The organism is Sphingomonas sp. P3_C5 (assembly GCF_056402635.1).
Window position 1 is genome coordinate 177,713 of sequence record NZ_JBFUHA010000008.1, and the last position, 26,117, is coordinate 203,829.

Here is a 26,117-nt window from a genome sequence, read left to right on the forward strand (position 1 = left end):
TGTTTAAGCCCCTCCCCCGAAGGAGAGGGGCTTTCAAGAAAAGGTCAGCCGACCACGCTGTCGTAGATCCGGCCGGCCTCATCCCAGTTCACCACATTCCACCAGGCCTTGAGATAGGCGGCGCGGTCGTTGCGATAGGTGAGGTAGTAGGCGTGCTCCCACACGTCGTTGCCCAGGATCGGCGTGCCCTTGACGGCGACGTCGTCCATCAACGGATTGTCCTGATTGGGCGTGCTGGCGATGGTCAGCTTGCCCTCGGCATCCGCCACGACCCAGGCCCAGCCCGAGCCGAACTGGCCGGCGCCCTTGCCGTTGAAATCTTCCTTGAGCTTGTCGAGCCCACCATAAGCGTCGATCGCCGCGGCGAGCTTGCCCGACGGCGCCCCGCCGCCCGGCTTCATGATCTTCCAGAAGAAATCATGGTTCCAATAGCCGCCGCCATTGTTGCGGACCAGCGGCGGCTGTGACGAGATCTGGCCGAGGATTTCCTCGATCGTCTTGCCGGCAAGCGACGGGTCCTTCTCGACGCCCTCGTTGAGCTTGTCGGTATAGGCCTTGTGATGCTTGTCATGGTGGAAGCGCATCGTCTCTCCGTCGATGGTCGGTGCCAGCGCATCATAGTCGTACGGAAGGGGGGGCAGTTCGAAAGCCATTGGGAGACGCTCCATCGTTACGGGTTTGCAGCGGTCCAAACGAACCTGGGGGCGAATAGGTCAACCCCCGGAGTCCGTTTTTCGCGTTCGTTACGTGTGACAAACGAAAATTAACCGCTTACCATCGCCGCCGGGCAACGCGGGCGCGCGGCAGCGCGCTATAAATGGGAGGGAAACCCGAATGGACAAGATACTCACTGATCTCCGGATCACGATTACGGTCGGCGTGCTGCTGGCCGTGGGCCTGATGTTCGCACCGTATTTTTCGCCGCCGCTCGGGCTGTGGAACGGCGTATTCCAGTGGCTGCACGTGTTTTTCGGCATCACCTGGATTGGCCTGCTCTATTATTTCAACTTCGTGCAGATCCCGACCATGCCGTCGATCCCGGCGGAGCTGAAACCCGGCGTCTCGAAATATATCGCGCCCAAGGCGCTATTCTATTTCCGCTGGGCAGCCCTCTTCACCGTGCTGACCGGGCTGGTCCTCGCGCATCTCTATCACGAGCTGAAAGAGGCACTGACGCTCGACCCATCGGCACGGCTGATCGGCATTGGCATGTATCTGGCGCTGATCATGGCGGCGAATGTCTGGTTCGTGATCTGGCCGAACCAGAAAAAGGCACTCGGCCTGGTTACGGTGGACGATGCGGCGAAGGCCAAGGCGGCGCGCGTCGCAATGCTGGCGTCTCGCACCAACGTGCTACTTTCGATCCCCATGCTGCTGTGCATGACCAACTATCATTGATGCCTGTCCGGGGCGGCACCCAGCCGCCCCGGTAATTCACCCGACTTAGCCGGCGGCGATCAGCCCATGGCGCTTGAGCGCATGACGTAGCTGATCATAGCTCAGCCCCAGGCCCTCCGCCGTCGCGCGCTGGTTGAAGCGATGCTCGGCGAGCGCCCTGGTCAATAGTTCGCGTTCGAATTTGGCGATCCGCGTCTTGAAGTCGGATGCCTCCTCCCCTGCCCGCTCCACTTCAGCTTCGAGCGGCACAGGCGCAGCTGGTTCGGCCACCGCGGTCGCAGGCACATGCGCAGCGGCGTTGCCAGGCCGATAAGGCGAGTGGAAGGGATCGAACTCGATAACTTCGATCGGGCCATACGCCTCCCAGCGATAGACTGCCCGCTCGACCACATTGCGCAGCTCGCGGACATTGCCTGGCCATTGATATTCGACCAGCGCCGCGGCGGCATCCGGCGCAAAGCCCGGCCAGTCCTCTCGCCCGAGTTCGGAGGCCATGCGCCGCCCGAAATGCTCGGCCAGCACCAGTACGTCGCCCGGCCGCGCGCGCAGGGGCGGCAGGGTCACCACCTCAAAGGACAGGCGGTCGAGCAGATCGGCACGGAACTGGTGGCGCGCGACCTTGTCGGGCAGATGCTCGTTGGTCGCAGCCACGATGCGGACATCGACCCGGACCGGCCGCGAGGAGCCGATCCGGGTGATTTCGCCATATTCGACTGCGCGCAACAGCCGTTCCTGCGCGCCCATCGAGAGCGTGCCGAGCTCATCGAGGAACAGGGTGCCGCCATGCGCCTCCTCGAAGCGCCCGACCCGCGATTTGGTCGCGCCGGTGAATGCGCCCGCCTCATGGCCGAACAGTTCCGCCTCGATCAGTGTCTCCGGCAGAGCCGCGCAGTTCATGATCACCAAAGGCTGGTCCCAGCGCGGGCTTAGCCGGTGAAGGCGCTCGGCGACCAGCTCCTTACCGGTACCGCGCTCGCCAATCACCAACACCGGCCGGTCGAGCGCGGCCGCGCGGCTCGCGCGCTCCAGCGTCTCGAGAAAGACGTTCGATTGTCCGATGACCTGTGTCGTGCGATCCATCCCCAAGCTTTGGCGTAAATTCCCAAGCCTTGGCAAGATATTTCAAAGCCGTTCACCCGCCATTCATGAAAAAATGGCGGAAAACCGCGCTTTTCAAAACTGGCACGCTCCCTGCAATGCTCTGTGCATCTGCCCATCAGGGCAACCGGAACAACCTCTTCAGGGAGATGACACGATGAACACCAACTACAAAGCCGGCGATCTCCGCCACACTGTCGCAGCGGTCGTTTGCGCGATCGTCTTCGGCTCCACCTTCCTGCTCGGCGCCGTCGCACCGGGCACCGCGGTCGCCGCTCCCCGCGCGACCGTCCAGACCGCCGCCTGAACCCCGGGCGACGTTGCCGGGGCGGAACCCCTTGCCCGCCCCGGCACCCCAAGCTTCATTCCCTTCAACAGTATTCCAGCGTATCCGATAGGAGAGTTTTCAAGATGGGCATTTTCTCCCGCACCCGCGACATCATCGCCGCCAACTTCACCGATCTGCTCGACAAGGCGGAAGACCCCGCCAAGATGATCCGCATGATCATCCTCGAGATGGAGGAAACCCTGGTCGAGGTTCGCGCCTCGGCAGCCCGCACCATCGCCGACCAGAAGGAAATGCGCCGGCACATCACCAAGCTCGATGCGCTCCAGGAAAGCTGGACCGAAAAGGCTGAGCTGGCGCTCTCCAAGGGCCGCGAGGACCTTGCCAAGGCCGCCCTGGTCGAAAAGCAGAAGGCAGCCGACATGGCCGCCCAGCTGAGCAGCGAGATCACCGTGCTCGACGACGCGCTCAAGGCCGCCGAAGAGGACATCAACAAGCTGCAGACCAAGCTGCGCGAGGCGCGCACCCGGCAGAACTCGATCGTCACCCGGCTCGAAACCGCGCACAACCGCTACAAGCTGCGCGAAATGTATGCCGGCCCAAAGATGCAGGACGCGTTCTCGCGCTTCGAGATCATGGAACGCCGCGTCGACATGGCCGAGGGCCGCGCTGAAGTCGCCGGCATGGGCGCCCCGCCGAAGAGCCTCGAGGAAGAGATTGCCGAGCTCAAATCAGCCGAGAAGGTCGAGGCCGAGCTCGCAGCGATGAAGGCTCGCGTCGGAAAGGGCAGCTGAGATGGAGGATGTACTCATCCCGGTGATCGCGATAACCTCGATCTTCATCGGCATGCCGTGGGTGATCCTGCACTATATCACCAAGTGGAAGCAGGCGCCGAAGATCACTGTCGAGGACGAGAACCTGCTCGACGAGATGTTCAATCTCGCTCGGCGGCTCGAAGATCGGCTCAACACCGTCGAACGGATTGTCGCAGCCGACAACCCCGACTGGAAGCCCGCCTCCTCGGCGATCCACCCAACCGATTACGATATTTCTCGGAGGAACTGAGATGTCTGCAAGCCGCACCAAATTCTATCTCGACAAGCAGAACAGCAAGTGGCTGGGCGTTTGCTCCGGGATCGCCGACTATACCGGGATCGATACGACCTGGGTCCGCGTCGGCGCCGTCATGCTCACCATCTTCGGTGGCTTCCCCTGGACCCTGATTGCCTATTTCGTGGTCGCCTGGATGGCTGAGAAACGCCCTTCCGGCCTCTATGACGGCCCCGAAGATGCGAAGTTCTGGCAGGGTGTTCGTTCGAACCCGAGGCGCTCGACTGCAGAGGTCCGCTCCAAGTTCCGCGACATCGACCGCCGGCTCGCCGACATCGAGATGATGTACACCAGCCGCAACAGCCGCCTCGCGGACGAGATCGACAGCCTGCGCTGAGATCCGGCTCGAACAGGGAAAGTTATGAGATGGACAACCTCGGTATCCTGATCCCGTTGACGGCAGTGGCGATGAGCCCGGTCGCCTGGGTCGCCACCACCTGGATCCGCGCGAAGCACGGCTATCCGCTGGAGGACCAGAAGGGCAACCCAATCAGCCGCAACGACCCCGATGCGAAACGCACGATCGAGCTGCTGACCAACGAGAATGAACGCCAGGCGGGGCAGATCAGCCGGCTGGAAGAGCGGATCGCAGTGCTCGAACGGATCGCCACCGATCCCGCCGAGCGCACTGCCCGCGAAATCGACGCGCTGCGCTAAGCGCCACGTCAAAGGAGGACCTTACAATGCATAACGGGCAAGCTTTCGTTCTGACCATCATCGCCCTTGCCATCATTGGCGGCATCGCGAAGACCTGGATCAGAGCACGGCACGGCTATCCTCTCGAGGACAGGAACAGCCGTAATCGCAACCGCAACCGTAGCCGCTATGGCACGACCGATGACACCGATGCCGAGCGCAAGATCCACCTGCTCTCGTCCGAGAATGAACGGCTGGTAGGCCAGGTTTCCCGCCTCGAGGAGCGGATCGCCGTCCTCGAACGCATCGCCACCGACCCCGCCGAGCGCACCGCTCGCGAGATCGACGCCCTTCGCTGAGGATCGACCGATGAACGAGCATCTGATCATGGAGCTGACAAAGCCTATATCGGCCCTCACCCTGGTCGCGATCGGCGCCTGGCTGGTCGTAACCTGGATGAAAGTCCGCCACGGCTATCCGCTTGGCGGGGGCAAGGGACAGACCCTGTACCCCAATTCCGGGGAAGAGACGGTCGAACGCGTCCGCCTGCTCACCCAGGAGAACAGCCAGCTCCGTGCCGAACTCGGTTCAGTGAAGGACCGGCTCGCCAATATCGAACGCATCGTCACCGACGGCGCTCACAGCCTTGATCGCGAGATCGAGCAGTTGCGCCTGAAGGCAAACTGAGGAGCAATATCATGGGCGCAATTGTTTTCCTGATCCCGATCCTCGGCATCTCGGTCGGTCTTGTCGCGGTCATTGGCGGCGTCATCGTCAAGCCATGGCTCGCCCACCGCGAAAAGCAGATGGAACTGGAAGCCAGGATGATTGCCGAGAAGGCAGCGCAATATGCAGCCCATACCGGCGGCCTCGAACAGCGGGTGCGTGTGCTGGAACGTATCGTCACTGACCGCGGCATCGATGTCGCCGACGAGATCGAGAAGCTCCGCGATCAGCCGCCGCTCAACTGAATTCAACCTCACCCAATTTTACGCTCAAGGATTGTAACATGCTTATCTTCATGGGAATTCTGGCGATCTTCACTGCCGGCGCCGTATATCTCACCGAGCGGGTGGACCGCCCCCGCCGCCGCCTCGAGCGCGAGGCTGCTCAGCAGCGCTAGGGCCGCCTGGTTTCAGGACAAAGGGAATAACCATATGAACGTCTTTGAAATGATCGCTGTCGTCACCGTCGTCGGTACGATCGGCAGCGTTCTGCGGGCCCGCTACGGCGTGGTACGAGACAAGCACGGTAATGACATGCCGCTTCGCAACGACGACGCGGCCCAGGCCGAGAACCAGCGGCTGCGCGAAGAGCTTCGGGCCATGAAGGATCGCCTCGCGGTTCTCGAGCGGCTCGCGACTGACAACAATGACAGCGGCGCACGCCTCGATCGCGAGATCGAGAAGCTGCGCGACAGCAAGTGAACGAAGGAGCAGAGATCATGACCGATCCAAACTTCTACATCACCATGGCAACCGCCGCGCTGGCGGGGCTGGGCATGATGACTTTTGCCGCCCTCACCGGATGGCGTGGCTGGCTGGCGCTCAAGCATCAGGAGCTTCATCAGACCGGCGGCGATTTCCACCATCAGGAGCGCAACCTGCCTAACGCCAGCGCCAGGATCGAGATCGCCGACCTCAAGGAGCGCATCCGCAAGCTTGAAGCAATCGCAGCCGGGGTGGACCTCTAGGGCCCACCCGGCTAGCGGGCGAGACATGCAAAGCCTCGCCGACCTGCAAGACGAATACAGCTTCCTCGACGCCGACGATCGATACCGCCTGTTGATCGATCTCGGCCGTGATCTCGAAGAGATGCCCGAGGCGCTCAAGACCGATGGGACCTTGGTGCGCGGCTGCTCAGCCTCGGTATGGGTCTATCCGATGGTCGCCGCTGACGGGACGCTTCATTTCCTGGCAGATTCGAATGCAGCGATCACCAAGGGTATTATCGCCCTGGTATTGCTGACGGTGCAGGATCAGGCACCCGCCGCGATCCTCGCCACCGACATCGAGGCGGCCCTCGCCCCGTTCGACCTGAAGAACCAGCTCAGCTCGAACCGCACCCAGGGCATTCCGAACATGATCGCATTGATCCGCGCGACGGCGGCGCGCTATGCTGGCGCGGAAAGCTGACGGCCGGTCGGCCCTGGTGAGGCAAAAGAATCCCGATGCTCCTCCCAATGCTCGCCCTCTTGCTATCGGCGCAATCCCAGGACGCCAATTGCCCCCAGCCCGTGCAGGCTGGGGCCGATGACGCAGGTTTGTTTGCGAATGACGGGCGCACGCATGAGCTTTCCGGCAAGGGCCTCTGGATCGGCGGCACTTTCTTTGGTGCGGACGATATCGCCTCGGCTACTCCGGAGCTCGGCCGGTTTGCACCCGACGATTGGATCGTCACTCTGCGTTTCACAGAAGCGGGGAATGCGAAATTCATCGCCGCACAGCATTGCCGTTTGGGTCGTCAGATCGAGATCAGCTTCGATGGCCATGTGATCGCCGAGCCTGTTCTGAATAGCTACATCAGGGACGGAAGAGCCGACATCTACTCGGGCACAAGCAGCCGCGCGGATGCCTCGGCAATGGCGGCGGCGATTATGCAGGTGCGCGCCGGGGCGAAGTGAGCCGGCTGCCTCGATAACGTGAGTGGACCGCCCGCTCAGATCGTCTCAGGCACGCCCAGGCCCAACGCCACGGCATCAAGATCAGCGCCCGCTTTCACCAGCGCCCACTCCCGCGGCGCCTTGCCATTGATCACCGTCACCGCACCGCGCGGGCAAATGCCGAGGCATTTCACTTCGACGATGCCGAGCGCGGCTTTACGGCCCTTCTTAACACCGAGATGCTTGCGTAGTGCCTTGGCGAGAGGCGTTCGGCCCTTAGGCCCGAACCCGCCGTCCAGCCGCTTCGAGCACTTCCTGCAGACCAGCAGCGTATTCGACCAGTCCGAGCGGACCGATTTCAAACGGCGGGCTTCCATTGCCGCGCATCCTCGGCGGCCTTGAGCACATCATAGGCAGCCTGGATCGCCTGGAAGCGCGCTGCCGCTTCCTTGTCGCCAGGGCGCACATCGGGGTGATTCGATTTGGCCAGGCGGCGCCAGGCGACGCGCACAGCTTCGAAATCGGCATCGACCTCGAGCTCGAGCAGTTCGAGCGCCCGCATCTCATCGCGTGAGCGGCTGCCGTCGCCCGGTCCCGCCCAGCCGTGATGCCTGGATTCAGTATAACCATCAGCGGTGCGGGTTTCGGCCGCCTCACGCTCGGCGGCTTCTTCGGCAGTCAGGCCTTCGAAGTAATTCCAGCCGCGATTATATTCGCCGGCATGGGTCACGCAGAAATACCAGCGTTCCGGGCTGTTCGGAGATTTCGGCGCCGGGCAATTGCCGGGCTCGGAGCAGCCGTGCCGGTCGCACAGGCGCACCGTGGTCGCCTCGCTGCCGGCGCCATAGCCACGCCAGCGGGGAAAGCCCCAGTCGACAGATCGGGAAGAGGAACGCGCCATATCGTGCCGACATAGGCGAAGCTCCCGCTGGCGCAACCCCGGCCGTTTACATCGTTTGCTTCGCTATCCGAAAACCAGTCCGTTGCGTGTTGCTGCCGCAGCCGAGGCCGCCATCGGGGCGATAGGTTTTTTCAAAGCGAGCCCTCGCGATCACGCCGGCACCCGCCTTGCTGAAGACGAAGGGGGGATAGGACATGATAGGGCGCTCGTTCTTGACCAGCCCTTCAGCGGTCACGTCGAATTGGGTGAGTACCCACCCCTCGAAACCCCACCCAATCGCATCCTTCGGAAAGTCCTCCGCACTTCCGGCATAGCGGGTCTGCTTGGGCGCTGAATCGACCAGCGCACATTGGCGCGCCGACAGGCCGGATTCCTCGAACGCGGCGCGCGCCGCTTCAGCGTTGCCGTTCGCCTCCTCAAGCGATGCCAATCGGATAAGCGCCCCGACCCGCAGAGGATCGTTCTGTGCCAGCGCGCTTTCCGCCCCGACCTCCTGAAGCAACTGCCTCGTCTTCTTCTCGTCCTTGCGACCGAGCGCGTCGACAAGCGTCAGCCGGATCGCTGCCCGCGCCTCCGGATCATTGAACGCCGGATCAGCGAGCGCGGGCTCGACGCTGCGCAGATAAACGCCCTGCTTCCAGCGGTCCGCCTGGTCAGTATTCCAGATGAAGCGTGACAGTGTAACGCGCGCGATTGGTGTCACGCCGTTCGCATCAGCAATCGCAAGGGCTCGGCGCGCGAGAAGGTTGGTTTCTTCGCGCCCGACGACCGCGTTATGCATGAGGGCATACAACAAAGGAACGAGCGTCAATGCGGTCTTGCCCTGGGCCGCCTCCGCCGCTGCGAGCCGCGCACGTTGCCCGGGCAGTGCCGCCGCATCCGACTCGGCGGGTTTCGCCGGTACTGCGACACCTTTCCCGCCCAGCCACGCGTCGAGCTTTGACCCCATATAGTCATCAATCGATGGGCGCGCGAACGCAGTCGAACACCGCATTTCCATTCGCGCACCATAGCGGAAAAAAGCCGGCATCTTCTTCACCTGGTCGGGCGTCCAGGACCAGCTTCGTGCGGCACGGGCAAAGGCAAGCCCCGCGGCGCCGCCGCCCGCTGCGTAGACCGGCGTGCTGGAAACGACCGTGCCATCGTCGCCAATGCTGAATTCGATCACGGCCGCATCGTCGGGCGAAAGACCGGATTCGCTGCAACCCGGCGGCTTCATCTGCACACCGGTCGCGAAGACACCGTCTGGCAAGCGGCCGGCGCCGGTCATCGCCATATAGCGCCGCGCGTCGTCAGGTCGTCCCTCGAGCAAGGCGGCGATGGAATAGTCGGAGCGGGCGGCCACATCGTTGAGGTCCGTCTTGGTGGTCAAACCGCCCAAGAGTTTCACCGCGTCGCCGGCAACGAGCCGCGCCTCGGTGAATTTGCCCAGATTGAGCATCAGCACGCTCCTGAGCGTCGCGAAAAGAGCCTTGCTCCCCGCATCAGTCTCCGTAGCGGCGAAGATCGCATCAGCGCGCGCGAAATCGGTCAGGGCACGTGTCGGATCGACGAAGGTTTCGGTTGCAATAAGGCCACGCAGCGCCGCCAGGCGATCGACCGGTCGCGGCCCGATCGATTCCGCCATGCGATAATTCTCCACGGCGCTCGCATAGTCGAGCCCGGACTCTGCAATCCGCCCGAGCTGCAAATAGGCGTCGTAGCGATAGGCGGCGAGCGTCGTGTCCGAGACCGGGAGATCGGCGAGGCCGGCGTGAACCGCCGCCACGGCTTCGTCCATGCGATTGAGCTTGTACAGCGCGGCCCCCATGCTCAGTCGTACGATCGCCAGGCTTCGGCGGTTGCCGGTGGACACCCGCTTTTCGAGAGCCTGCCACGCGGCAAGCGCACCAGCATCCTCGCCCTTGTCGGCAAGCGCCGTCGCCGTTTCGAAATCCTGCTGAATCGTGGTTGCCGCCTTCTGCGCAACACCCGGTGCCGCGGCGCCGACCAACGCCAGGCCCGCAATACCCATTTTGAATATCTGCATGATTTCCCCGCCTTTTCAAAGGTTATGCGACAGGAATATCGTACCGTAAAGACGGCATGCGGAAAAGCGCCAGAGGGTCTGTAAGCCGGGTTCTGTCCACCCCTTTCGGAGATAGGCGACCATTCCTCTAGGCCCGCATTTGCATACGGGCTCAAGCAACCAACCCGGGCGACGAGCTGAAACGAAGCCCATATGCCGCCCCTATTCGGTCTTGCTCCCGGTGGGGTTTGCCGTGCCGCTCCTGTTACCAGTCGCGCGGTGCGCTCTTGCCGCACCCTTTCACCGTGGCGGGGCCGAAGCCTTCGCCGTCTGCTCTCTGTGGCACTTTCCCTGGGGTCGCCCCCGCCGGGCGTTACCCGGCACCGTCGTTTCGCGGAGCCCGGACTTTCCTCGGCATGCTTGCGCATGACGCGGCCGCCCGACCCTCTGGCACCCGCTCTCTAGCCTGAGTCGGCGGGCAACGGTAGCCGTATCGTGAACCCTACCTATTGTGCCGGATCGGGCGGGTTATTGCGCTCGATGAACGTCACCGCCGCCTGCAACATGGCGAGCCGGGTCGCGCTTTTCGAAAGCCAGTGATCCTCGCCGGGCAAGGTTACGAACTCCACCGGCTTGCCCGCCGCCCGCAACGCCCTGGCCATTGCGTTGCTCTGCTCATACTGCACGACGGTATCGTCCTTGCCGTGGACAAGCAGGATCGGAGCATCGGCGCGGTCGACAAACCTGATCGGCGATACGTCCTTCAACGCCCGGCCCGATCCGATCTCGGCCTTCAGCGCTCGGATCAGCGTTTTATCGCCTCCGCTGCGCTCGACATCGGATTGGTACATCTGCTGGACGTCGCTCACGCCGGCGACGGAAACGGCACAGCGATACACGCCCTGCTGCAGGGTCACGCCCGCGAGTGCCGCATAGCCACCGTAGCTCGCGCCCATGATGCAGGCGCGCTTCGGGTCGACAATTCCCTGACGCACAAGCTCGGCCAGGCCATCGGATATGTCGCTCTGCATCTTGCGACCCCACTCCCCATGGCCGGCCTTCTCGAAGGCGGCGCCATAGCCGGTCGAGCCACGAAAATTCGGCTGGAACACGGCATAACCCTGCGCGGCAAAGGCCTGTGCCCACCAGTCGAAAGCAGGATAATCGCGTGCGGCGGGGCCGCCATGCGGGAATATGACGACCGGCAGTCGGGTCGCAGGCCGACCGGGCGGCAGAGTGAGGACGCCGGCGATCTCGAGGCCGTCCGCCGCCTTGTAATGCACCATGCGCATCGGGCCGACGTCGCTGGCCAGCATCGGATAGGACACGCCGAGCGGATCGGCATGGCCGGTGGCGATATTGACCTTCCACCAGCTTTGCGGATCGCCCACCCCCTCGGTGCGCACGATCAGGCGATCGAAATGGTCGCTCCAGTCGACCAGGTGAACCGTCAAGCCGGGAAAGGCACGGCGGGTAGCGGCCATGACCTTTTCCTGTCGGGCGTCATAAAAATGCGCCTCGGGAATGTCGCCGTCGCGCAGATAGCCGATCAGCTGTTGGCCGTTCGGATCGATATACCCGCTGCGGACACTCTCGTCCTTGAGAATTTCGGTCGTGTTGCCGCCGTCGCCCGGCACTTCGAGCCAGTGATTGGCGCCGGTCGTTTCATCCTCCACACAATAGAGAATATTGCCGGCGGTCCGCCCGAGGCTGATCAGCCCGACCCCGCCGCGCGAATTCTGGCCTGAGACAATGATCTTCCCGCTGCTATTGGCGATCTTCCAGTTTCCAGAACTGGATATGAAATCCAGCGTCGCCGCGACCTTGCCATCGGGGCCCACCACCCAGTCCCGATCCACATCGTCGCCGGGCCGCCGCGCGATGCGGCTTGGCTTTCCTGTCTTGAGCTCGACTTCATAGAGCTCAGGCTTGGTGCTATCGAGAAAATGCTCGCCCGGTGAAAGGGTCGATCGCGCGCCAAGCGTGATACCGCCGAAATAGCCGAACCAACGCCCGTCGCGTTCGATCACCCCGTAAAAACCGCGAACGCCGCCGGTAATCGACCTGCTGTGGTCGAAGACAGACCATGGCTTGCCACCGTTCAGCGGCACAACGATCATCGACGACAATTCGGCCTTGTCTGCGATGAAATCCATCCCCAGCTTGACGGTCCAGCTGAGCTGGAGGAGCACCATGTCCTCGCCGGCCCATATGATCCGGCGCAATTTCTGGTCGCCGAGCGGGGCGGTCATCAGCGGCTCGCCGTTCTTGTCGAAAACGATGAGCCGCCGCGTATCCTTCACCACGCCGACCAGCGCCACGCGATCCCCCGACGGCGACATCGCTGCCATCTCGAACCCGGGAAGATTGCCGTACACAGCGAGCGGCCGTTGCGCCGCGGCAGCCTCGGCCATCCCGGGCATCAACGCAGTGATCAGCAGCCAGGCAGCGACGGATCGCAAGAATCTACAAGTCAACCAAGCCCCCCAATTCGCGCGCTCTACGCAAGTCGGCAGCAATCATTGCCCGAGCGAAATATGCTTGGGTCAAAGCTACTTCGCAACCGATCCAGGTTCAATCGTCGCCCATCGGCTTGGGCAGCAGCAAGGCGAGCAGGATCGATCTGCACTCCCCATCAATCTCCCCATCGAGCAACTCCGGCCGAAAACGTCGCTGGAACGCGACCACGGCGGCCAGCTTGTCCGACACATCATAGCCAAAACGCTCGAGCGCGATCAGGAAGCCCGCGTCGGTCCACATCGGATCCATCAGATTCCGGGTCGGGCGCGGCAGTGCGAGGCGGACCTTGGCAAGCCTATGCCACGGGAAAAGCTCGCCGGGATCTTTTTTTCGCGCCGGGGCAATGTCCGAATGGCCAACGACATTGCCGCGCGTGATCCCGTAGCGTTGCTTGATTTCCGAGACGAGCGGCACCAGCGCGTCGATCTGCTCTTCGGGGAACGGATGATAGCCGAGTTCATGGCCGGGATTGACGATCTCGATGCCGATGCTCGCGCTGTTGACGTCGGCTATGCCGCGCCATCGCGCCTTGCCGGCGTGCCAGGCGCGCTTGTCCTCGGCGACCATGCGCAGGATCGTCCCGTCCTCTGCGACCAGATAATGGGCGGAAACCTTCGCTTCCGGATCGCGCAACCGGTCGATCGCCGACTGCGCGTTCTGCATGCCGGTATAGTGCAGGACGATCATTGAGATGCCCAGTGTCCGCTCGTCGAAATTCGGCGACGGGGTCTCGATGATCGTCATGGCCTCTCCCTCGCTCGCGCGTTGGGTCTGCTTAAGCACGGTCGGAGGCGTTTCGGAATAGGGGCGTTGATTACTTTGCGACTGATGACGCCGGCGGCGCCACGCCAACCGGCTCGTACAGGCCGCGAAAGCGTGGGCTTGGGCGGAAGGCCTCAGTCTGGCCGATCACCGTTTCCCCCGCGCCGAGCACAAGCAACGCACCGGGCCGCGCAACCTCTGCAAGACGATCAAGCACAACGCGCCGCAACGCCGGTGAAAGGTAGAGCAGCACGTTGCGGCACAGGATGATGTCGAAACGCCCGATCGGCAACGGATCGGCGACCAGGTTCATCTTGCGAAATGATATCTGGCGGACCAGTTCGGCCTTGGCGACCCAGTCGTTGCCGACCGTATCGAACCATCGCATCATGCGACGCACCGGCAGCCCGCGCTGGATTTCGAATTGCGAATAGCGTCCCGAACGTGCGCGGCCGAGCGCCGTCTCGGAAACGTCGGTCGCGACGATCTCGGGCGAAAGCGCCTTTGTCCGTTCGTCACGCTCAGTGAACAGCATCGCCAGGGACAGCGGCTCCTGGCCGATCGAGCACCCGGCCGACCATATCCGTATCCGCCGGTTAAGACCTTCCACGCGCATCGTATCGACGGCTTCAGCGATCGTGTCGAGCACTGCTGAATCGCGAAAGAACGAACTTTCCCCATTTAGCAGCGAGTCGACAACCTGATCGGCAAGTTCGGGCTTGCGGAGAATCTCGCCGACGAGCTGGTCGAGCGTCTCGAGACCGTTTTCTCGGATCAGCGGCTTCAACGCGGTTTCGATCCGCCATTCGCGGTTCGCTGCAATCTGTTGGCCAGTACGGGATTCGAGGAGGGCAGCTAGAACGTTAAGAGCGCCCTTCGGCCGGGCGAACGGGGGGGGAGTCATCATCATGGTCGCTTCCGCGCCGCAATCAGCCGGCCGATCTGGGCGGGGGGCATGATGGCGCAGGCAATGCCGTTGGTCGCGACCGTGCCGGGCATGCCCCACACGACTGAGCTCGCCTGGTCCTGGACCACGACGCTGCCGCCGCGATCCACAATCCGTTGAGCACCTTCGCTGCCGTCGCGACCCATGCCGCTCAGCACGATGGCGAGCGCACGTGGGCCATAGACCATGGCAAGGCTCTCGAACATCGGATCGACTGAGGGCGTGCAGCCGCTTTTGGCGATTTCAGTGGTAAGCCGGATCGCGGCACCATCGCCACTGCCGACCACACGCATATGGGCGGTACCCGGCGCTATGATCGCGCGGCCCGGCCGGATGCGCATATGGTCGGTCGCCACGTCGCACGGGCGCCCGGCAAGAACAGCCACCTGCGCCGCGAAATACGGCATGAAGCTGTCGGGCAAATGTTGGGTGATCAGAATAGGCTGTTCGAAACTTTCCGGGATTTCACGGAGCAGCAGGCTGAGCGCGTGGATGCCGCCAGTGGAAGCGCCGATCGCGACGATGTCGAAGCTGCCGACAAGCTTGTCGGGCAAAGTCGAAGGTGCAATCGGTCGTGAGATCGGCAGCACGGCAGGCGCAACCGGCGCGGATTCGAACAACCGGGTCAGCTTCTCTTCGAGAACCTCGGCGAATCGTCCGGCGAAATCCCCGATCTCCGGCTTCACCAGCGTATCGGCAGCGCCAAGTGCAAGCGCCGAGACGGTCGCCGCAGCGCCGTCACCGCAGCTCGATGAAACGATCAAAACCTTGGCCCCCGCCCCCGCTGCGAGCAGCGCAGGCATCGCAGTGAGGCCGTCGACCCCCGGCATCTCGATATCGAGCAGGATGCCATCGACCTGATTATCGACCAGAAAGGCGAGCGCCGCCTTGGCGTGCGGTACCGCGCCTGCGACGATGAACTTGCCGCTAAGCGCGATCGCACGCGTGAGCACCGCGCGCGCTACGACTGAATCGTCGACGACCAATATGCGCGGTCGCTCGCGATTCTCCGCGAATCGCGTGGTTTTATGGGTGCTGCGGGATGGCATGGCTGGCCTTTTCAGGCCATGCCGACGATCTGAAGCTTGCTCTCGAGCGTCTCGCGATCGAACGGCTTCATGACGTATTCGTCGGCCCCCGCCTCGATCGCCGCGCGAATATGGGCGATACCATTCTCAGTAGTGCAGAACACGACCTTGGGTCGCTGAGTCACGGCGCTGTCCTTGAGCGCGCGCAGGAACTCCATGCCCGTCATGACCGGCATGTTCCAGTCGAGCAGAACGACGTCGGGCGCCGAGGCGAGGCAGCTTTCGAGCGCCTCGCGGCCGTCGCCGGCTTCACTCACCTGGAAATTAAGCGTCTCCAGGATGTGCCGCGCCACCTTCCGGATCACTTTGGAATCATCCACCACGAGGCACGTTTTCATCTAATCACACCCTGTTTTCCGCCCTTGAGGCTTTGTTTTGCCCAAAATACGTAAGCGTCACGTTAATTGCCGTGTACGTGCTTCTCTCAGGCGGCGAGGGCGGTAAGGCCCGGGACCAATGCACGCAGATCGATCGTGAGGATTGGTTCGCCATCGCGTTCCACAAGTCCACACCCTGTTGAGCGCCAGCCTGCGTCGAGCGCGATCCCCGGCGAAAGCGGCAGAAGGTCGAACGGCGCGACATCCTCGAGCGAGTCGACCATGATCGCGTAATGATGTCCTTCGACATGCGTGATGATCGCGCGTGTCGCCCGGGTTTCGGCGGCCGGCAGCCCGAGCGCGGCACGGGTGTCGATCACCGTGACGACCCGGCTGCGCAGAGCGGCGAGCCCCCGCACCTGGCGATCGGCACCGGGCACCGGCACTACCACGCCGATGTCGACGACGGATTCGACCTGGCCCGATTCGATCGCGACCGCACGGCCTGCGACATGAGCGATGAGAAAGAGTTGCGGCATCAGCGGCTCCCTGCCGAAACCGCGAGCGCTGCGAGCAGCCCGTCCCGGTCATAACGATAGACTGACGCTTCGCGCGCGTCGGAGGCGGTTGCATCGTGGCGGAGCCGCACGACCGGTGCGCCACCGCTTTTCGCCGCCACTGTGTCGCTATTCATCGTCAGGACGACGGCGGCAGTCTCATCCGCCTTCAGCTTGGTCGCGACGCGGTAGCCCGCCCCTTCGAGCACCGGCTTCAGGAATGTCTTCATCCAGGCCGTATCGGCCCCCTCGATCAGGCAGACCGGTGGTTTCTCGTCGGAGCGCGTGGCGCCGTGAGTCGCGAACAGCCAGTAGAGATCGAGCAGCTCGACCTGCTCACCTTCGAGCGAGACGACGCCAGCGATGGCGCCGACTTCACGCGACGGCGCGATCTGTTCGGGCAAGGTCACGATGTCGAGCGCCTCGGCGATGGCGTAGCCGATCTCAGCCGCTCCGTCGCGCAGGCGCAGGACCGACAATGTCTGCCGCCCGGTCCATTCGCCCTGGACGACCAGCGGAATGATCCCGTTTTCGGTGGAAAGCCGCAGCCGACCGGCCGAGAATTTGATCGCTTCCACCGCCACCGGCTCGATCCGGTCGATGATCGCAAGCGGCACCAGGCGGCGCACGCCATCGAGATCGTCGAACAGCAGGGCAGAGACACGCGGCGCTTCCGCCTCGACGACCGCATCGTCGATCGCGATTTCGCGGCCGAACAACAGGCCCGCTCTCGCAGCAATCCCGGCGCAATCGAGCAACAGCATCGGCAGTCCGCTATCCGGCAAGGTCTGGCCGGCATAGACGCCCGTCACCATCACCGCCGGCGCGGCCGGCTTGATCACCAGTTCCTCGTGATCGAGCACCGACGGGACCGCGAGCGCATAGCTGCCGCCCGGCACCCCGACGATCACCAGCATCCGCGGGTCGTCATCCCGTTCGAACCCGAGCGTGGCACCCAGATCGACGAGCGGCATGCGACGATCGCGTACGGTGGCCATTGGCGTATCGCCGAGCATGTCGATGCGGATGGCATCGCCACCGACCCGAACGATCTCCTCGATCACCTGACGCGAGATCGCGAAACGCTGGCCGCCGACACCGACGCCGATCGTCGCGATAATCGAGAGCGTGAGCGGCACATGGATAGCGATCCGCAGGCCCTTGCCGGGCGTGTTGGACAGCTCGATCCGGCCGCCAATCTGCTCGACATTGGCGCGAACGACATCCATCCCGACGCCGCGCCCGGAAATCGCCGTAACGCTGTCCTTGGTGGAAACGCCCGCCTCGAAAATCAGTTCGAGCTTGGCCTTGTCGCTCAGCGCGCGAAGCTCGTTTTCGGTACGCGAACCCTGGGCGGCCATCGCGGCGATCAGCCGCTCGGTATCGATTCCGCGCCCATCATCGCTGATCTCGATGATGATCTGGTTGCCCGATTGGCGCGCCGCGACTGAAAGCCGGCCGTTTTCGCGCTTGCCGGCGGCGCGGCGCTCAGCGGGCGCCTCGATACCATGGTCGATCGAATTGCGGACGATATGGACGAGCGGATCGCGCATCATCTCGATCATCTCGCGATCGAGTTCGACGTCGCTGCCCTCCATATGGAGCATCACCGTCTTGCCGAGCTCGGCACCGGTATCGCGCACCATCCGCGGCAAGGCCGAGAACAGCGCATCGATCTTCTGCATGCGAGTCCGGGTGACGGTGTCGCGCATTTCCGCAACCGTCAGCGACAGGCGCTCGAGCGCCGCCTCGACGCTCGGGTCGGCACCCTCATCGCGCAACCGCCGCGCAAGCTCGTTGCGGGCGAGCACCATGTCGGACATGCCGCTCATCATCCGGTCGAGCAGGTCGACATTGAGCCGCACGCTGCGGGTCGGGTTGCGCAGCGGAACCTGTACCGGCGCCTGGGCAATCACCACCGCACCCTCGTCGAGCGCTGCGATCAGCTGATCCTCGCCCGTATCGTCGAGCGACGAGCCGGCATCGATCGCCTCGACGATCACACCGATCCGGTCGACGATCGCAAGCACCGCGTTGACCAGCCTCGTATCGGGCAACCGCGTGCCGGAGCGGACTGCGTCAAGCACGTCCTCCGCTGCATGGCTGAGCCGCGCGAGTCGTGGCAGATCAAGAAAGCCGCAGCTCCCTTTGACCGTGTGGACAAAGCGGAAGATGGCATCGAGCCGTTCACGATCATCGGGCGCAGCTTCCCACGCAATGATCTCACCCGAGAGCGCTTCTAGCGTCTCGCGTGTCTCGGCGATGAATTCTTGGAGTAGATCGTCCATGTGCCCCCGCGAATGAGGCACCACCTTTGGACGAGAACGGGTTAAGAGGGAGTTTACCCGGCGCGGAAAGTCGCACCGAAAAGCAACACCGCTTCGTCCGGATCGGAAACCTGTACCGAGCCGCCGCCCTCGGCGACCAGCGAATGCACCAGATAGGCGGCGGCGGCGCGCGGCGTGATCGGCGCCTCGCCCTGCGCGCCGAGCAAAGCCGTCCGCAATTCGGGGTCGAGCACGATTCGCGGGCCGTCGGCGCGCACCACGATCTCGACCTGCCCGCCGACAGCTTCAGCGCCGACATCGAGCTGCCCACCGCGAATCAGCGCGTCGCCCGCGATCAGCGAGAGGTTGAGCAGCACCTTGATTGCTGCCTTGGGCAAGGTCGCGTCCTCGACCAGCCAGCCGAGATTGACCTTGTGATTGTCGCCGAACAGCCCCTCGATCGCAGCACGCGCCTCGCGCGAATCGACTGTCTCGCCAAAACCGCCCGCTGCGCCAAAGGCGAGCCGGAAGAATTTCAGCTTGTTGGCGGACGCCTTGGCGCTCTCGCTGAGCAGCTCCAGGCACCGCGCGCGCATTTCCGGATCATGCTCATCGGCGAGCAATTCCAGCCCGTTATTGAGCGCCCCGACCGGGCTCAGCAGGTCGTGGCACAGGCGGGAGCATAACAGGCTCGCGAAATCGACCGCACTGATGGTCATGGATTGGGTACGCTCCGGACAATTGACTGTCGCTCTTCTGGCGCTGTGGGGCTCGGCGCGCAAGGTGCGGCAATTTTTAGCGCATATCGGTCGTGCCTGATCGATTGTTAAGCCTGCCGAATTGCCCCCGCCCGCCAACGCGCCTAGCGTGACAAAAAATAGGGTCGTGCCTTTTCTCCCGGAGGAAAACGCATGAGCAATCCATTCAGCCGCTTCGAAGCCGCCATCCTCAAGGCACTCACCGAGGCGCTGTTCCACAATATCGACATGGCCATCACGCCGGACCAGGTCGTCGACAATATCCAGCGCCAGTTCGCCCAATTCCACGGCAACAAGCCGCGCGAGATCGCGATGTCGCTCTGGGTCCTTTGCACCGTGCTTGGCGGCCCCGCCTTCCTGCTCGGCAGCCCTAGCTGGCGCGCGCGCCGCGTGGCGAAGCGGCTCGAACGCTCGACCAACAATCTGGTGCAGGATCTCGCCAAGATTCGGGGCGTCATCTATGCCGGCTATTACGGCCATTGGCAGGGCACCGACCAGGACGACAACCGCGACAACCCAGTGCTCGCGCAGATCGCCTTCACCCTGCCTAAGCACCGCCTCCGCGGGCCCGGTGAGGTGCAGATCGACCTGTTCGCAGGCCGCGACCTCACCCATGACGATCTGATCGGCAGCGACGCAGTGCCCGAAAGCGCCGGCATCATCGTCATCGGATCGGGCGCGGGCGGCGCGGTCGCGGCGGCGACACTCGCGGCCCAGGGCCATGACGTGCTGGTGATCGAGGCGGGCGCGCACCACCCCTCCTCGCGCCTCACTCATGAGGAATCGCGCATGACCGCGCGCCTCTTCGTTGATGGCGGCCTGCAAAACAGCCGCGATCACGACATCATTGTCTTCCAGGGCCGCTGCGTCGGCGGATCGACTGTCATCAACAACGGCATCTGCCTGCGCGTGAAGAAGCCCGGCGCGATCCACCCGCAAGCCGACGATGTGTTCGCGCGCTGGGCCTCACTCGGCGCACCGGTCGACGAGGCGCGCTTCACCCGGGCCTATGAGGCAGTCGAGGCACGGCTCGGCATCGAGCCGATTGACCCAATCAGCGGCCGCAACAACGGCACGCACCTGCTGCGCGGCTGGGCGGCGCATGCCGCCGCGACCGGAGACCCGCAGGATATCGCCGCCCCCGCAACCTGGTTCAGCAAGAATTACGGCCCCCGCGGCCTCGGCGCCGATTGCGCCTATTGCGGCTATTGCAACACCGGCTGCCCCTACGGCCGCAAACAGGGCATGGCCCAGTCCTTCCTGCTCGACGCGCGCAAACACAATGCCCGCATTCTCCCGGAGGCCGAGGTCAGGCGCATCCGCTGGAAGCCCGAGCTCGACCGGGGCCGCCGCGTCGCCGACGGCGTCGAGATCCTGATGGAAGACGGCCAGACCCATTTCATCCGCGCCACCAAGGGCGTGGTCGTGGCTGCCGGCGCGATCGCCTCGAGCCGCCTGCTCGACAAGAGCGGGATCGAAGGCACCGGCTACGGCCTGTCGCTCAACGTCTCCTGCCCGGTCGTTGCCCTGATGCCCGAAGGCACGCCCGCCAAGGCCTGGGACGAGGACCAGATGGCGACCTATGTCGATCGCGGCGATTATCTGCTCGAATCGCATTTCCAGCCGCCTATGAGCATGTCGACTCTGATGCCCGGCTGGTTCGGCGAGCATTTCCACCGCATGCGCAACTATAGCCGCCTCGCCTCGGCCGGCGCGCTGATCCCGGCCGATCGGTGCGGACGTATGGTTGATGGCGGCCTCAGCTTCAAATTGCGGAGCGATGTGGAGTTGCCCCTGCTCCGCCGCGCCCTCGCCACCCTGACCAGGGTGCATTTCGCGGCCGGCGCGATCGAGGTCTATCCCCCCATAGCCCGCGGCGGCACGCTGCGGCCCGGCGACGATATCGACCGCTTCTTCGCCGAATCGATCCGCGAACCCGATGACGTGACCCTGGCAAGCTCGCACCCCCAGGGCGGTAATGGCCGCAACGTCGACCCCGGCGCAGGCGTGGTCGATCTCGAGTGCCGGGTCCACGGCACCAGCAACGTCCTAGTCACCGATGCCAGCACCTTCACCAGCTGCATCCGCGTCAACGCCCAGCTGACGACGATGGCAATGGCGCATTACGCGACGGCACAGGCACCGTTCGGATTGGTGTGATCGGAGCAGCAGAGGTAAATTCCGCGAGAGCCCGGGAACGGATCATCCGCCGGAGCCGGTCGACCTTGACCAGCATTTCAGTGGCCCAACCACGCCCGCGGGACCCATGCCCGCTCTGCCCACACCCACCGTTCGGGCTGAGCCTGTCGAAGCCCCGCGCGCCACACACAGCTGAACGCGAGGAGGAGAGCAGCCCTTCGACGGGCTCAGGGCGAACGGTAGCCGGGAGGATCAGGGCCTCCCAATTGTTTCTCCACCATCTTCCCCAACGCTAATCACTTGCCTCCCCGCCCCCCCATCCGCCATGCGCTCCGGCATGACGTTTCAGGTAGACATGGGGACTGACGGCGCGGGCAAATCCGTCTGCGTCGATCTCGAAGAACTGCTCGCGACCCGGCTGCTCGTCCAGGGCAATTCGGGCTCGGGCAAATCGCACCTGCTGCGCCGCCTGCTCGAACGCAGCGCCGGCCAGGTCCAGCAGATCGTGATCGATCCCGAAGGCGATTTCGTCACCCTCTCCGCCTATGGCCATATCGCCATCGAGGCAGTCGACTACTCGGTCGCCGAGATCACCCGCTTCGCCGGCCGCTGCCGTGAGCACCGCACGTCGGTGGTACTCAGCCTCGAAGGCCTGGAGATGGAAGGCCAGATGCGCTGCGCCGCCGCCTTCATCAACGGGCTGTTCGATGCCCCGCGCGACCATTGGTATCCGGCCCTGCTGGTCGTCGACGAAGCACAGATCTTCGCCCCAGCCGCCGGCGCCGAGGTCAGTGAGGAAATCCGCCGCGCCTCGCTCTCGGCGATGACCAACCTCATGTCGCGCGGCCGCAAGCGCGGGCTCGCCGGCATCATCGCCACCCAGCGCCTCGCCAAGCTCAGCAAGAATGTCGCAGCCGAGGCGAGCAACTTCCTGATGGGCCGCACCTTTCTCGACATCGACATGGCGCGCGCCGCCGATCTGCTCGGTATGGAGCGCCGCCAGGCCGAGGCGATCCGCGATCTCGCCCGCGGCACCTTTCTCGGCCTCGGCCCCGCCATCTCGCGCCGTCCGATCACCGTCCGCATCGGCGCGGTCGAAACCTCAGCCAGAAGCTCGAGCCCGGTGCTGATGCCCCTCCCCGACGCCCCCGCCGGCGACATGCGCCAGTTTCTGCTCGAAGGCCTCGAGGAACCCGCCGCCTCCGCCCCGCCCCCGCGCGAGACGCCGAAGCCCGCTCCCGCAGCGCAATTGCTCCGCGATCTCGCCGAGACCCCGGCGCGCGAAACCGAGACCGGCCCCGAGCACAGCCCCGAAGAGCTCGAGCAGGTCATCACCCAGGTGCTCCGCGCGATCGTCGCCGATCCCGATGCGGCGCACCGCACCGCGGCGGTCCTGTTCCAGGATTTCCAGGTCCGCTGCCGCATGGCCGGCGTAAAGCGCAGCCCGCTCGACCCTAGCGCCTTCGCCCGCCGCCTCGCCGCCGCCCGCGCCGGCATCTTCGACCGGCTCGACGAAGAATGGCAACAGGCGCTGGAGACCGCAGGCGACCTGCCTGACGACATGCTCGGCGCCTTCCTCCTCGTCGCCCGCGCCGCCCGCGAGGGCGAGCCCTGCCCCAGCGACGAACAGGTCGCCCGCACCTACGGCACCAGCTCGCTCGGCCGCGCCCGCCGTGTGATGAGCTATATCGAAGGCCGCAACATCTTCGTGACCCGGGTCGATCTCGCGGGCAAACGCTCGATCACCATCCCCGGCCTCGGTTGGACGACCGCGGCGGCCGAAACCGGGTGATGCACCATCGTCACCCCGGGCTCGTCCCGGGATCCATCGTGCCGCGCACACAAGCCCTGAAGCTCTTGCGGAAGCATGGATACCGGAACTAGTCCGGCATGACGATCGTCATATACTCCGCCAGGGAGCCCCATCCATGCACATCGGTTTCATCGGCCTCGGCCAGATGGGCAGCGCCATCGCCACCAACCTGGTCAAGGCCGGCCATGAGGTGAAGGTCTGGAACCGCAGCCCCGAAAAGGCCGCGCCGCTCGTCGCCGCCGGCGCCACCCTCGCCGCCTCCCCAGCCGATGCAGCCTCGGGTGAGATCGTCTTCACCATGCTCGCTGACGACAAGGCAGTCGAAGCCGTTACGCTAGGTGAACGCGGCATGCTCGCCGCGCCCGCCAAGCCGATCCACGTCTCGCTCAGCACGATCAGCCTCGCCCTCGCCGACAAGCTCACCGCGGCCCATGCCGAGGCCGGCAGCGCCTATGTCGCCGCCCCCGTTTTCGGCCGCCCCGCCGCCGCAGCCGCGGCTAAGCTGTTCGTGGTCGCCGCCGGCCCGCCCGAAGCACTCGCCACCTGCGCGCCACTCTTCGACGCAATCGGCCAGCGCACCTTCCACCTCGGCGGCACCCCTTCCGCCGCAAACGTCGCAAAGCTCAGCGGCAATTTCCTGATCATGTCGGTGGTCGAATCGCTCGCCGAGGCGATGACCCTCGCCGAAAAGCACGGCGTCCAAAAAGCCGCCCTGCTCGAAATCCTCACCGGCACGCTGTTCGGCGCGCCGATCTACCAGGTCTATGGCCAGATCCTCGTCGACCAGGCCTTCCGCCCCGCCGGTTTCGCCGCTCCGCTCGGCCTCAAGGACATGAACCTCGCCGCCGCCGCCGCGACCGACGCGCGTGTCCCGATGCCGGTGCTCAGCCTGGTGCGTGATCGCCTGCTTGCCACCATTGCCCGCGAGGGCGACGACATTGACTGGTCGGGCATCGCCAAGACCGTCGCTGACAATGCAGGGCCAGCCACATGACCACCCGAACCCTCAAACGTACCCACGCCGCAATCCAGGACGATATCCGCGACCTGGTCACCCGCCGCCCCTTGCCGGCCGCCGGGCTCGATCAGCTCGATCCGTTCCTGTTCCTCAACCATCACGGGCCGCAGGTCTACGCGCCGGGGAACCAGGGCCTCCCCTTCGGCCCCCACCCGCATCGTGGCTTCGAGACGGTCACCTTCATCCTCGAGGGCAGCCTCGCCCATTCGGACACCGGCGGCCATGAGAGCATCATCGAAGCCGGCGGCGTCCAATGGATGACGGCCGGCTCCGGCCTGATTCACGCCGAGCTCTCCCCCGCCGCCTTCAAACGCGACGGCGGCCCGATGGAGATCCTGCAGCTCTGGGTGAACCTGCCGGGCCGCCTCAAGATGACGGTGCCGCGCTACACCGGCCTGCAACACGCCGACATCCCTACCATCTCGCTCGATGAAGGCCGCGCGTCCCTGAACCTGGTGTCGGGCAGCATCGCCGGCAAAACCGGTCCCGTCGAATCGCTCACCGGCGTGTTCATGGCGACGCTCGCGCTCGCCGCCGGCAGCAGTGTCACCCTGCCCGCGCCGAGCGGCCGGCAGATCTTCCTTTATGTCGTGCGCGGTCAGATCCGCGTCGCCGACGAGACGGTGGACCAATGGCACCTCGCCGAGCTGAACGACGACGGCGACGGCGTCCAGCTCGACTCCGCCACGGACAGCCTGGTCCTCTACGGCCATGCCGACCCGATCGGTGAACCTGTCGTCGCCCACGGCCCCTTCGTGATGAACACCCCGCAGGAAATCGCCGAGGCAGTTCGCGATTACCAGGCGGGCCGGTTCAACGGCGTGTCGGCGTCAGCCTGAGCCCGAACCCCAACACTTGCCCAACCGACCCCACACAGGCACCCTCCCCGTATGCGCACCATCTCCCAGGACGTCGCCGTCCGCCTCTACCATCTCGACGACAGCGGCACCGCGACGACGCTCCTCTACGGCACCCTGGCCGAAGCGCTGCTGACGGCCGAAGCACAACCCGCCGAAATCCAGGAGGACTTGTTCCTTCAGACCAGCAACGACGTGGTCTCGTACCTGGATTACATCGAGGGGTGAGCGGCGGCAGCGCCCGGGGAGGCACCACCGCCATCCATGTCTAGGGCTTGCGGAACTTGTAGATGAACTGGTCGGTCTTCCCGCGGATGGCGGGATCGAATACTTTCTTGCGGTGATCATCCGCGGGATTGGCGAGCAGCGGGCTCGCGCCCACGAACTTGAACCCCGCGGCAGTCACTTCGGCTTTCACCGCCGCCGGATCGATACGGTGGAGCGTATCCGTGTCGCGATGGCCGCTGCCGGCGTCAGCGACGTGATCGATGACCAGGTAGATACCGCCCGGCTTGAGCGCGGCAAACGCAGCCTTGTTGAGCGTCGATGGATCGACGGGGCCCATGAACTTGTCGAAATAGTCATGATAATTCTGCGCGGTGAAGATCAGGTCGACCTTTTCGGGCGCCGCCAGCGCCGTGGCAGGCTGGTCCAGCACGCTGACATTCGCATAGGCGGGCGACCCGATCAGTTTCCGATAGGCGTCCGACTCCTCGCCATCCACCTTCACATATTCAGCGGGCCAGATGGCATAGACATGGCCGTTCGGGCCGACCGCTTTCGCGAGCAATTGAGTCCAGTATCCGCCGCCGGGGATCAGATCGACTACCTTCGCGCCGGTTCGCACGCCGGCGAAAGCGAGAATTTCGGGGCCGTGACGCGTCGCGTCGTTCGCGGCTTGCGCCCCCCGGGCCGGATCAGCGGCGGCGGCAGCGATATTGGCCGGCAGTTGCACTGATCCGGCAAGAGCTGAGCAAGCGACCGTGCTCATCAGGCAGGCGGCAAGGCGAAATGAATATCGGGTCATGATCTCGGA

Annotated in this window: 32 protein-coding genes and 1 other RNA gene; 18 read left to right on the forward strand and 15 right to left on the reverse strand. The window is 64.4% G+C overall.

Annotated elements, in window-relative coordinates; all coding sequences use genetic code 11:
- Positions 1 to 44: 44 nt before the first annotated feature.
- The gene (locus AC1DVS_RS19490; protein ID WP_478025580.1) at positions 45 to 653 is read right to left on the reverse strand and encodes a superoxide dismutase; all 609 of its coding nucleotides are present in this window, start codon (positions 651 to 653) and stop codon (positions 45 to 47) included.
- A 181-nt stretch (positions 654 to 834) separates the two neighbouring features.
- On the opposite strand from AC1DVS_RS19490, the gene AC1DVS_RS19495 reads away from it, so the two are divergent.
- The gene (locus AC1DVS_RS19495) at positions 835 to 1,398 is read left to right on the forward strand and encodes a urate hydroxylase PuuD (protein ID WP_478025581.1); all 564 of its coding nucleotides are present in this window, start codon (positions 835 to 837) and stop codon (positions 1,396 to 1,398) included.
- Between the two features lie 45 nt (positions 1,399 to 1,443).
- Here AC1DVS_RS19495 and pspF read toward each other — a convergent pair whose 3' ends face one another.
- Positions 1,444 to 2,478, reverse strand: coding sequence for a phage shock protein operon transcriptional activator (gene pspF / locus AC1DVS_RS19500; protein ID WP_478025582.1), 1,035 nt, complete (start codon positions 2,476 to 2,478; stop codon positions 1,444 to 1,446).
- Between the two features lie 175 nt (positions 2,479 to 2,653).
- On the opposite strand from pspF, the gene AC1DVS_RS19505 reads away from it, so the two are divergent.
- From AC1DVS_RS19505 to AC1DVS_RS19560, 12 genes are all read left to right on the forward strand, one after another.
- Positions 2,654 to 2,803: a hypothetical protein gene (locus tag AC1DVS_RS19505; RefSeq protein ID WP_478025583.1), complete on the forward strand. Its 150-nt coding sequence runs from the start codon at positions 2,654 to 2,656 to the stop codon at positions 2,801 to 2,803.
- A 104-nt stretch (positions 2,804 to 2,907) separates the two neighbouring features.
- Positions 2,908 to 3,576, forward strand: coding sequence for a phage shock protein PspA (gene pspA / locus AC1DVS_RS19510; RefSeq protein ID WP_478025584.1), 669 nt, complete (start codon positions 2,908 to 2,910; stop codon positions 3,574 to 3,576).
- A gap of 1 nt (position 3,577) precedes the next feature.
- Entirely contained in the window at positions 3,578 to 3,847 is a 270-nt protein-coding gene (gene pspB / locus AC1DVS_RS19515; RefSeq protein ID WP_478025585.1) for an envelope stress response membrane protein PspB, read from the forward strand.
- Position 3,848: 1 nt separating this feature from the next.
- Positions 3,849 to 4,229: an envelope stress response membrane protein PspC gene (gene pspC, locus AC1DVS_RS19520; protein ID WP_478025586.1), complete on the forward strand. Its 381-nt coding sequence runs from the start codon at positions 3,849 to 3,851 to the stop codon at positions 4,227 to 4,229.
- A 29-nt stretch (positions 4,230 to 4,258) separates the two neighbouring features.
- Complete coding sequence (locus AC1DVS_RS19525) at positions 4,259 to 4,549, forward strand: hypothetical protein (RefSeq protein WP_478025587.1); 291 nt, start codon at positions 4,259 to 4,261, stop codon at positions 4,547 to 4,549.
- Positions 4,550 to 4,575: 26 nt separating this feature from the next.
- On the forward strand, positions 4,576 to 4,887 hold the full coding sequence (locus AC1DVS_RS19530; RefSeq protein WP_478025588.1) for a hypothetical protein: 312 nt from the start codon (positions 4,576 to 4,578) through the stop codon (positions 4,885 to 4,887).
- Between the two features lie 10 nt (positions 4,888 to 4,897).
- Entirely contained in the window at positions 4,898 to 5,215 is a 318-nt protein-coding gene (locus tag AC1DVS_RS19535; protein ID WP_478025589.1) for a hypothetical protein, read from the forward strand.
- An 11-nt stretch (positions 5,216 to 5,226) separates the two neighbouring features.
- Entirely contained in the window at positions 5,227 to 5,499 is a 273-nt protein-coding gene (locus tag AC1DVS_RS19540; RefSeq protein ID WP_478025590.1) for a hypothetical protein, read from the forward strand.
- A gap of 186 nt (positions 5,500 to 5,685) precedes the next feature.
- Positions 5,686 to 5,955, forward strand: a complete 270-nt coding sequence (locus AC1DVS_RS19545) for a hypothetical protein (protein ID WP_478025591.1) — start codon at positions 5,686 to 5,688, stop codon at positions 5,953 to 5,955.
- A gap of 17 nt (positions 5,956 to 5,972) precedes the next feature.
- Positions 5,973 to 6,221 (forward strand): hypothetical protein, encoded by a 249-nt coding sequence (locus AC1DVS_RS19550; protein WP_478025592.1) that lies wholly within the window; start codon positions 5,973 to 5,975, stop codon positions 6,219 to 6,221.
- Between the two features lie 25 nt (positions 6,222 to 6,246).
- Positions 6,247 to 6,663, forward strand: a complete 417-nt coding sequence (locus tag AC1DVS_RS19555; RefSeq protein WP_478025593.1) for a SufE family protein — start codon at positions 6,247 to 6,249, stop codon at positions 6,661 to 6,663.
- Between the two features lie 47 nt (positions 6,664 to 6,710).
- On the forward strand, positions 6,711 to 7,151 hold the full coding sequence (locus AC1DVS_RS19560) for a SecDF P1 head subdomain-containing protein (RefSeq protein ID WP_478025594.1): 441 nt from the start codon (positions 6,711 to 6,713) through the stop codon (positions 7,149 to 7,151).
- 35 nt (positions 7,152 to 7,186) lie between these two features.
- On the opposite strand, the gene AC1DVS_RS19565 is transcribed toward AC1DVS_RS19560, so the two are convergent.
- The 12 genes from AC1DVS_RS19565 to AC1DVS_RS19620 all read right to left on the reverse strand — a co-directional run bounded on the left by AC1DVS_RS19565 (position 7,187) and on the right by AC1DVS_RS19620 (position 19,215).
- Positions 7,187 to 7,507 (reverse strand): hypothetical protein, encoded by a 321-nt coding sequence (locus AC1DVS_RS19565; RefSeq protein ID WP_478025595.1) that lies wholly within the window; start codon positions 7,505 to 7,507, stop codon positions 7,187 to 7,189.
- On the reverse strand, positions 7,489 to 8,031 hold the full coding sequence (locus AC1DVS_RS19570; protein ID WP_478025596.1) for a J domain-containing protein: 543 nt from the start codon (positions 8,029 to 8,031) through the stop codon (positions 7,489 to 7,491). The genes AC1DVS_RS19565 and AC1DVS_RS19570 overlap by 19 nt, the downstream gene beginning before the upstream one ends.
- Before the next feature lie 46 nt (positions 8,032 to 8,077).
- Positions 8,078 to 10,060 (reverse strand): hypothetical protein, encoded by a 1,983-nt coding sequence (locus AC1DVS_RS19575; RefSeq protein ID WP_478025597.1) that lies wholly within the window; start codon positions 10,058 to 10,060, stop codon positions 8,078 to 8,080.
- A 65-nt stretch (positions 10,061 to 10,125) separates the two neighbouring features.
- Positions 10,126 to 10,490, reverse strand: an RNA gene (gene rnpB, locus AC1DVS_RS19580) — RNase P RNA component class A.
- Between the two features lie 55 nt (positions 10,491 to 10,545).
- Positions 10,546 to 12,516, reverse strand: a complete 1,971-nt coding sequence (locus AC1DVS_RS19585) for an alpha/beta hydrolase family protein (protein WP_478025598.1) — start codon at positions 12,514 to 12,516, stop codon at positions 10,546 to 10,548.
- 97 nt (positions 12,517 to 12,613) lie between these two features.
- Positions 12,614 to 13,303, reverse strand: a complete 690-nt coding sequence (locus tag AC1DVS_RS19590; RefSeq protein ID WP_478025599.1) for an N-acetylmuramoyl-L-alanine amidase — start codon at positions 13,301 to 13,303, stop codon at positions 12,614 to 12,616.
- A gap of 70 nt (positions 13,304 to 13,373) precedes the next feature.
- A complete protein-coding gene (locus AC1DVS_RS19595; RefSeq protein WP_478025718.1) occupies positions 13,374 to 14,225 on the reverse strand; it encodes a CheR family methyltransferase in 852 nt (283 codons plus the stop codon).
- A gap of 2 nt (positions 14,226 to 14,227) precedes the next feature.
- Positions 14,228 to 15,316: a chemotaxis protein CheB gene (locus AC1DVS_RS19600; protein WP_478025600.1), complete on the reverse strand. Its 1,089-nt coding sequence runs from the start codon at positions 15,314 to 15,316 to the stop codon at positions 14,228 to 14,230.
- A gap of 11 nt (positions 15,317 to 15,327) precedes the next feature.
- Complete coding sequence (locus AC1DVS_RS19605; RefSeq protein WP_478025601.1) at positions 15,328 to 15,693, reverse strand: response regulator; 366 nt, start codon at positions 15,691 to 15,693, stop codon at positions 15,328 to 15,330.
- A gap of 86 nt (positions 15,694 to 15,779) precedes the next feature.
- Positions 15,780 to 16,211, reverse strand: a complete 432-nt coding sequence (locus AC1DVS_RS19610; protein WP_478025602.1) for a chemotaxis protein CheW — start codon at positions 16,209 to 16,211, stop codon at positions 15,780 to 15,782.
- Positions 16,211 to 18,517 (reverse strand): chemotaxis protein CheA, encoded by a 2,307-nt coding sequence (locus tag AC1DVS_RS19615; RefSeq protein WP_478025603.1) that lies wholly within the window; start codon positions 18,515 to 18,517, stop codon positions 16,211 to 16,213. The genes AC1DVS_RS19610 and AC1DVS_RS19615 overlap by 1 nt, the downstream gene beginning before the upstream one ends.
- A gap of 53 nt (positions 18,518 to 18,570) precedes the next feature.
- On the reverse strand, positions 18,571 to 19,215 hold the full coding sequence (locus AC1DVS_RS19620; protein WP_478025604.1) for a histidine phosphotransferase family protein: 645 nt from the start codon (positions 19,213 to 19,215) through the stop codon (positions 18,571 to 18,573).
- Positions 19,216 to 19,407: 192 nt separating this feature from the next.
- Here AC1DVS_RS19620 and AC1DVS_RS19625 point away from each other — a divergent pair, with 192 nt between their 5' ends.
- The 5 genes from AC1DVS_RS19625 (at position 19,408) to AC1DVS_RS19645 (ending at position 25,309) form a co-directional block, all read left to right on the forward strand.
- Positions 19,408 to 21,414: an FAD-dependent oxidoreductase gene (locus AC1DVS_RS19625; protein ID WP_478025605.1), complete on the forward strand. Its 2,007-nt coding sequence runs from the start codon at positions 19,408 to 19,410 to the stop codon at positions 21,412 to 21,414.
- A gap of 316 nt (positions 21,415 to 21,730) precedes the next feature.
- The gene (locus tag AC1DVS_RS19630) at positions 21,731 to 23,185 is read left to right on the forward strand and encodes a helicase HerA domain-containing protein (protein ID WP_478025606.1); all 1,455 of its coding nucleotides are present in this window, start codon (positions 21,731 to 21,733) and stop codon (positions 23,183 to 23,185) included.
- A 136-nt stretch (positions 23,186 to 23,321) separates the two neighbouring features.
- Complete coding sequence (locus tag AC1DVS_RS19635; protein ID WP_478025607.1) at positions 23,322 to 24,200, forward strand: NAD(P)-dependent oxidoreductase; 879 nt, start codon at positions 23,322 to 23,324, stop codon at positions 24,198 to 24,200.
- Entirely contained in the window at positions 24,197 to 25,063 is an 867-nt protein-coding gene (locus AC1DVS_RS19640; protein WP_478025608.1) for a pirin family protein, read from the forward strand. The genes AC1DVS_RS19635 and AC1DVS_RS19640 overlap by 4 nt, the downstream gene beginning before the upstream one ends.
- A gap of 51 nt (positions 25,064 to 25,114) precedes the next feature.
- Positions 25,115 to 25,309: a hypothetical protein gene (locus tag AC1DVS_RS19645; protein ID WP_478025609.1), complete on the forward strand. Its 195-nt coding sequence runs from the start codon at positions 25,115 to 25,117 to the stop codon at positions 25,307 to 25,309.
- A 40-nt stretch (positions 25,310 to 25,349) separates the two neighbouring features.
- On the opposite strand, the gene AC1DVS_RS19650 is transcribed toward AC1DVS_RS19645, so the two are convergent.
- A complete protein-coding gene (locus tag AC1DVS_RS19650) occupies positions 25,350 to 26,108 on the reverse strand; it encodes a class I SAM-dependent methyltransferase (protein ID WP_478025610.1) in 759 nt (252 codons plus the stop codon).
- Between the last annotated feature and the right edge of the window lie 9 nt (positions 26,109 to 26,117).

Bases quoted from the DNA above. Each gene is read 5' to 3' on its own strand.
- AC1DVS_RS19600 (WP_478025600.1), bottom strand. From the start codon at position 15,316: ATGCCATCCCGCAGCACCCATAAAACCACGCGATTCGCGGAGAATCGC.
- AC1DVS_RS19610 (WP_478025602.1), bottom strand. From the start codon at position 16,211: ATGCCGCAACTCTTTCTCATCGCTCATGTCGCAGGCCGTGCGGTCGCG.
- AC1DVS_RS19620 (WP_478025604.1), bottom strand. From the start codon at position 19,215: ATGACCATCAGTGCGGTCGATTTCGCGAGCCTGTTATGCTCCCGCCTG.
- pspF (WP_478025582.1), bottom strand. From the start codon at position 2,478: ATGGATCGCACGACACAGGTCATCGGACAATCGAACGTCTTTCTCGAG.
- AC1DVS_RS19525 (WP_478025587.1), top strand. From the start codon at position 4,259: ATGGACAACCTCGGTATCCTGATCCCGTTGACGGCAGTGGCGATGAGC.
- AC1DVS_RS19565 (WP_478025595.1), bottom strand. From the start codon at position 7,507: ATGGAAGCCCGCCGTTTGAAATCGGTCCGCTCGGACTGGTCGAATACG.
- AC1DVS_RS19530 (WP_478025588.1), top strand. From the start codon at position 4,576: ATGCATAACGGGCAAGCTTTCGTTCTGACCATCATCGCCCTTGCCATC.
- AC1DVS_RS19540 (WP_478025590.1), top strand. From the start codon at position 5,227: ATGGGCGCAATTGTTTTCCTGATCCCGATCCTCGGCATCTCGGTCGGT.
- AC1DVS_RS19640 (WP_478025608.1), top strand. From the start codon at position 24,197: ATGACCACCCGAACCCTCAAACGTACCCACGCCGCAATCCAGGACGAT.
- AC1DVS_RS19570 (WP_478025596.1), bottom strand. From the start codon at position 8,031: ATGGCGCGTTCCTCTTCCCGATCTGTCGACTGGGGCTTTCCCCGCTGG.
- AC1DVS_RS19615 (WP_478025603.1), bottom strand. From the start codon at position 18,517: ATGGACGATCTACTCCAAGAATTCATCGCCGAGACACGCGAGACGCTA.
- AC1DVS_RS19535 (WP_478025589.1), top strand. From the start codon at position 4,898: ATGAACGAGCATCTGATCATGGAGCTGACAAAGCCTATATCGGCCCTC.
- AC1DVS_RS19645 (WP_478025609.1), top strand. From the start codon at position 25,115: ATGCGCACCATCTCCCAGGACGTCGCCGTCCGCCTCTACCATCTCGAC.
- AC1DVS_RS19550 (WP_478025592.1), top strand. From the start codon at position 5,973: ATGACCGATCCAAACTTCTACATCACCATGGCAACCGCCGCGCTGGCG.
- AC1DVS_RS19575 (WP_478025597.1), bottom strand. From the start codon at position 10,060: ATGCAGATATTCAAAATGGGTATTGCGGGCCTGGCGTTGGTCGGCGCC.
- AC1DVS_RS19605 (WP_478025601.1), bottom strand. From the start codon at position 15,693: ATGAAAACGTGCCTCGTGGTGGATGATTCCAAAGTGATCCGGAAGGTG.
- AC1DVS_RS19505 (WP_478025583.1), top strand. From the start codon at position 2,654: ATGAACACCAACTACAAAGCCGGCGATCTCCGCCACACTGTCGCAGCG.
- AC1DVS_RS19495 (WP_478025581.1), top strand. From the start codon at position 835: ATGGACAAGATACTCACTGATCTCCGGATCACGATTACGGTCGGCGTG.
- AC1DVS_RS19555 (WP_478025593.1), top strand. From the start codon at position 6,247: ATGCAAAGCCTCGCCGACCTGCAAGACGAATACAGCTTCCTCGACGCC.
- AC1DVS_RS19590 (WP_478025599.1), bottom strand. From the start codon at position 13,303: ATGACGATCATCGAGACCCCGTCGCCGAATTTCGACGAGCGGACACTG.
- pspC (WP_478025586.1), top strand. From the start codon at position 3,849: ATGTCTGCAAGCCGCACCAAATTCTATCTCGACAAGCAGAACAGCAAG.
- AC1DVS_RS19490 (WP_478025580.1), bottom strand. From the start codon at position 653: ATGGCTTTCGAACTGCCCCCCCTTCCGTACGACTATGATGCGCTGGCA.
- AC1DVS_RS19630 (WP_478025606.1), top strand. From the start codon at position 21,731: ATGACGTTTCAGGTAGACATGGGGACTGACGGCGCGGGCAAATCCGTC.
- pspB (WP_478025585.1), top strand. From the start codon at position 3,578: ATGGAGGATGTACTCATCCCGGTGATCGCGATAACCTCGATCTTCATC.
- AC1DVS_RS19635 (WP_478025607.1), top strand. From the start codon at position 23,322: ATGCACATCGGTTTCATCGGCCTCGGCCAGATGGGCAGCGCCATCGCC.
- AC1DVS_RS19625 (WP_478025605.1), top strand. From the start codon at position 19,408: ATGAGCAATCCATTCAGCCGCTTCGAAGCCGCCATCCTCAAGGCACTC.
- AC1DVS_RS19560 (WP_478025594.1), top strand. From the start codon at position 6,711: ATGCTCGCCCTCTTGCTATCGGCGCAATCCCAGGACGCCAATTGCCCC.
- pspA (WP_478025584.1), top strand. From the start codon at position 2,908: ATGGGCATTTTCTCCCGCACCCGCGACATCATCGCCGCCAACTTCACC.
- AC1DVS_RS19595 (WP_478025718.1), bottom strand. From the start codon at position 14,225: ATGACTCCCCCCCCGTTCGCCCGGCCGAAGGGCGCTCTTAACGTTCTA.
- AC1DVS_RS19650 (WP_478025610.1), bottom strand. From the start codon at position 26,108: ATGACCCGATATTCATTTCGCCTTGCCGCCTGCCTGATGAGCACGGTC.
- AC1DVS_RS19545 (WP_478025591.1), top strand. From the start codon at position 5,686: ATGAACGTCTTTGAAATGATCGCTGTCGTCACCGTCGTCGGTACGATC.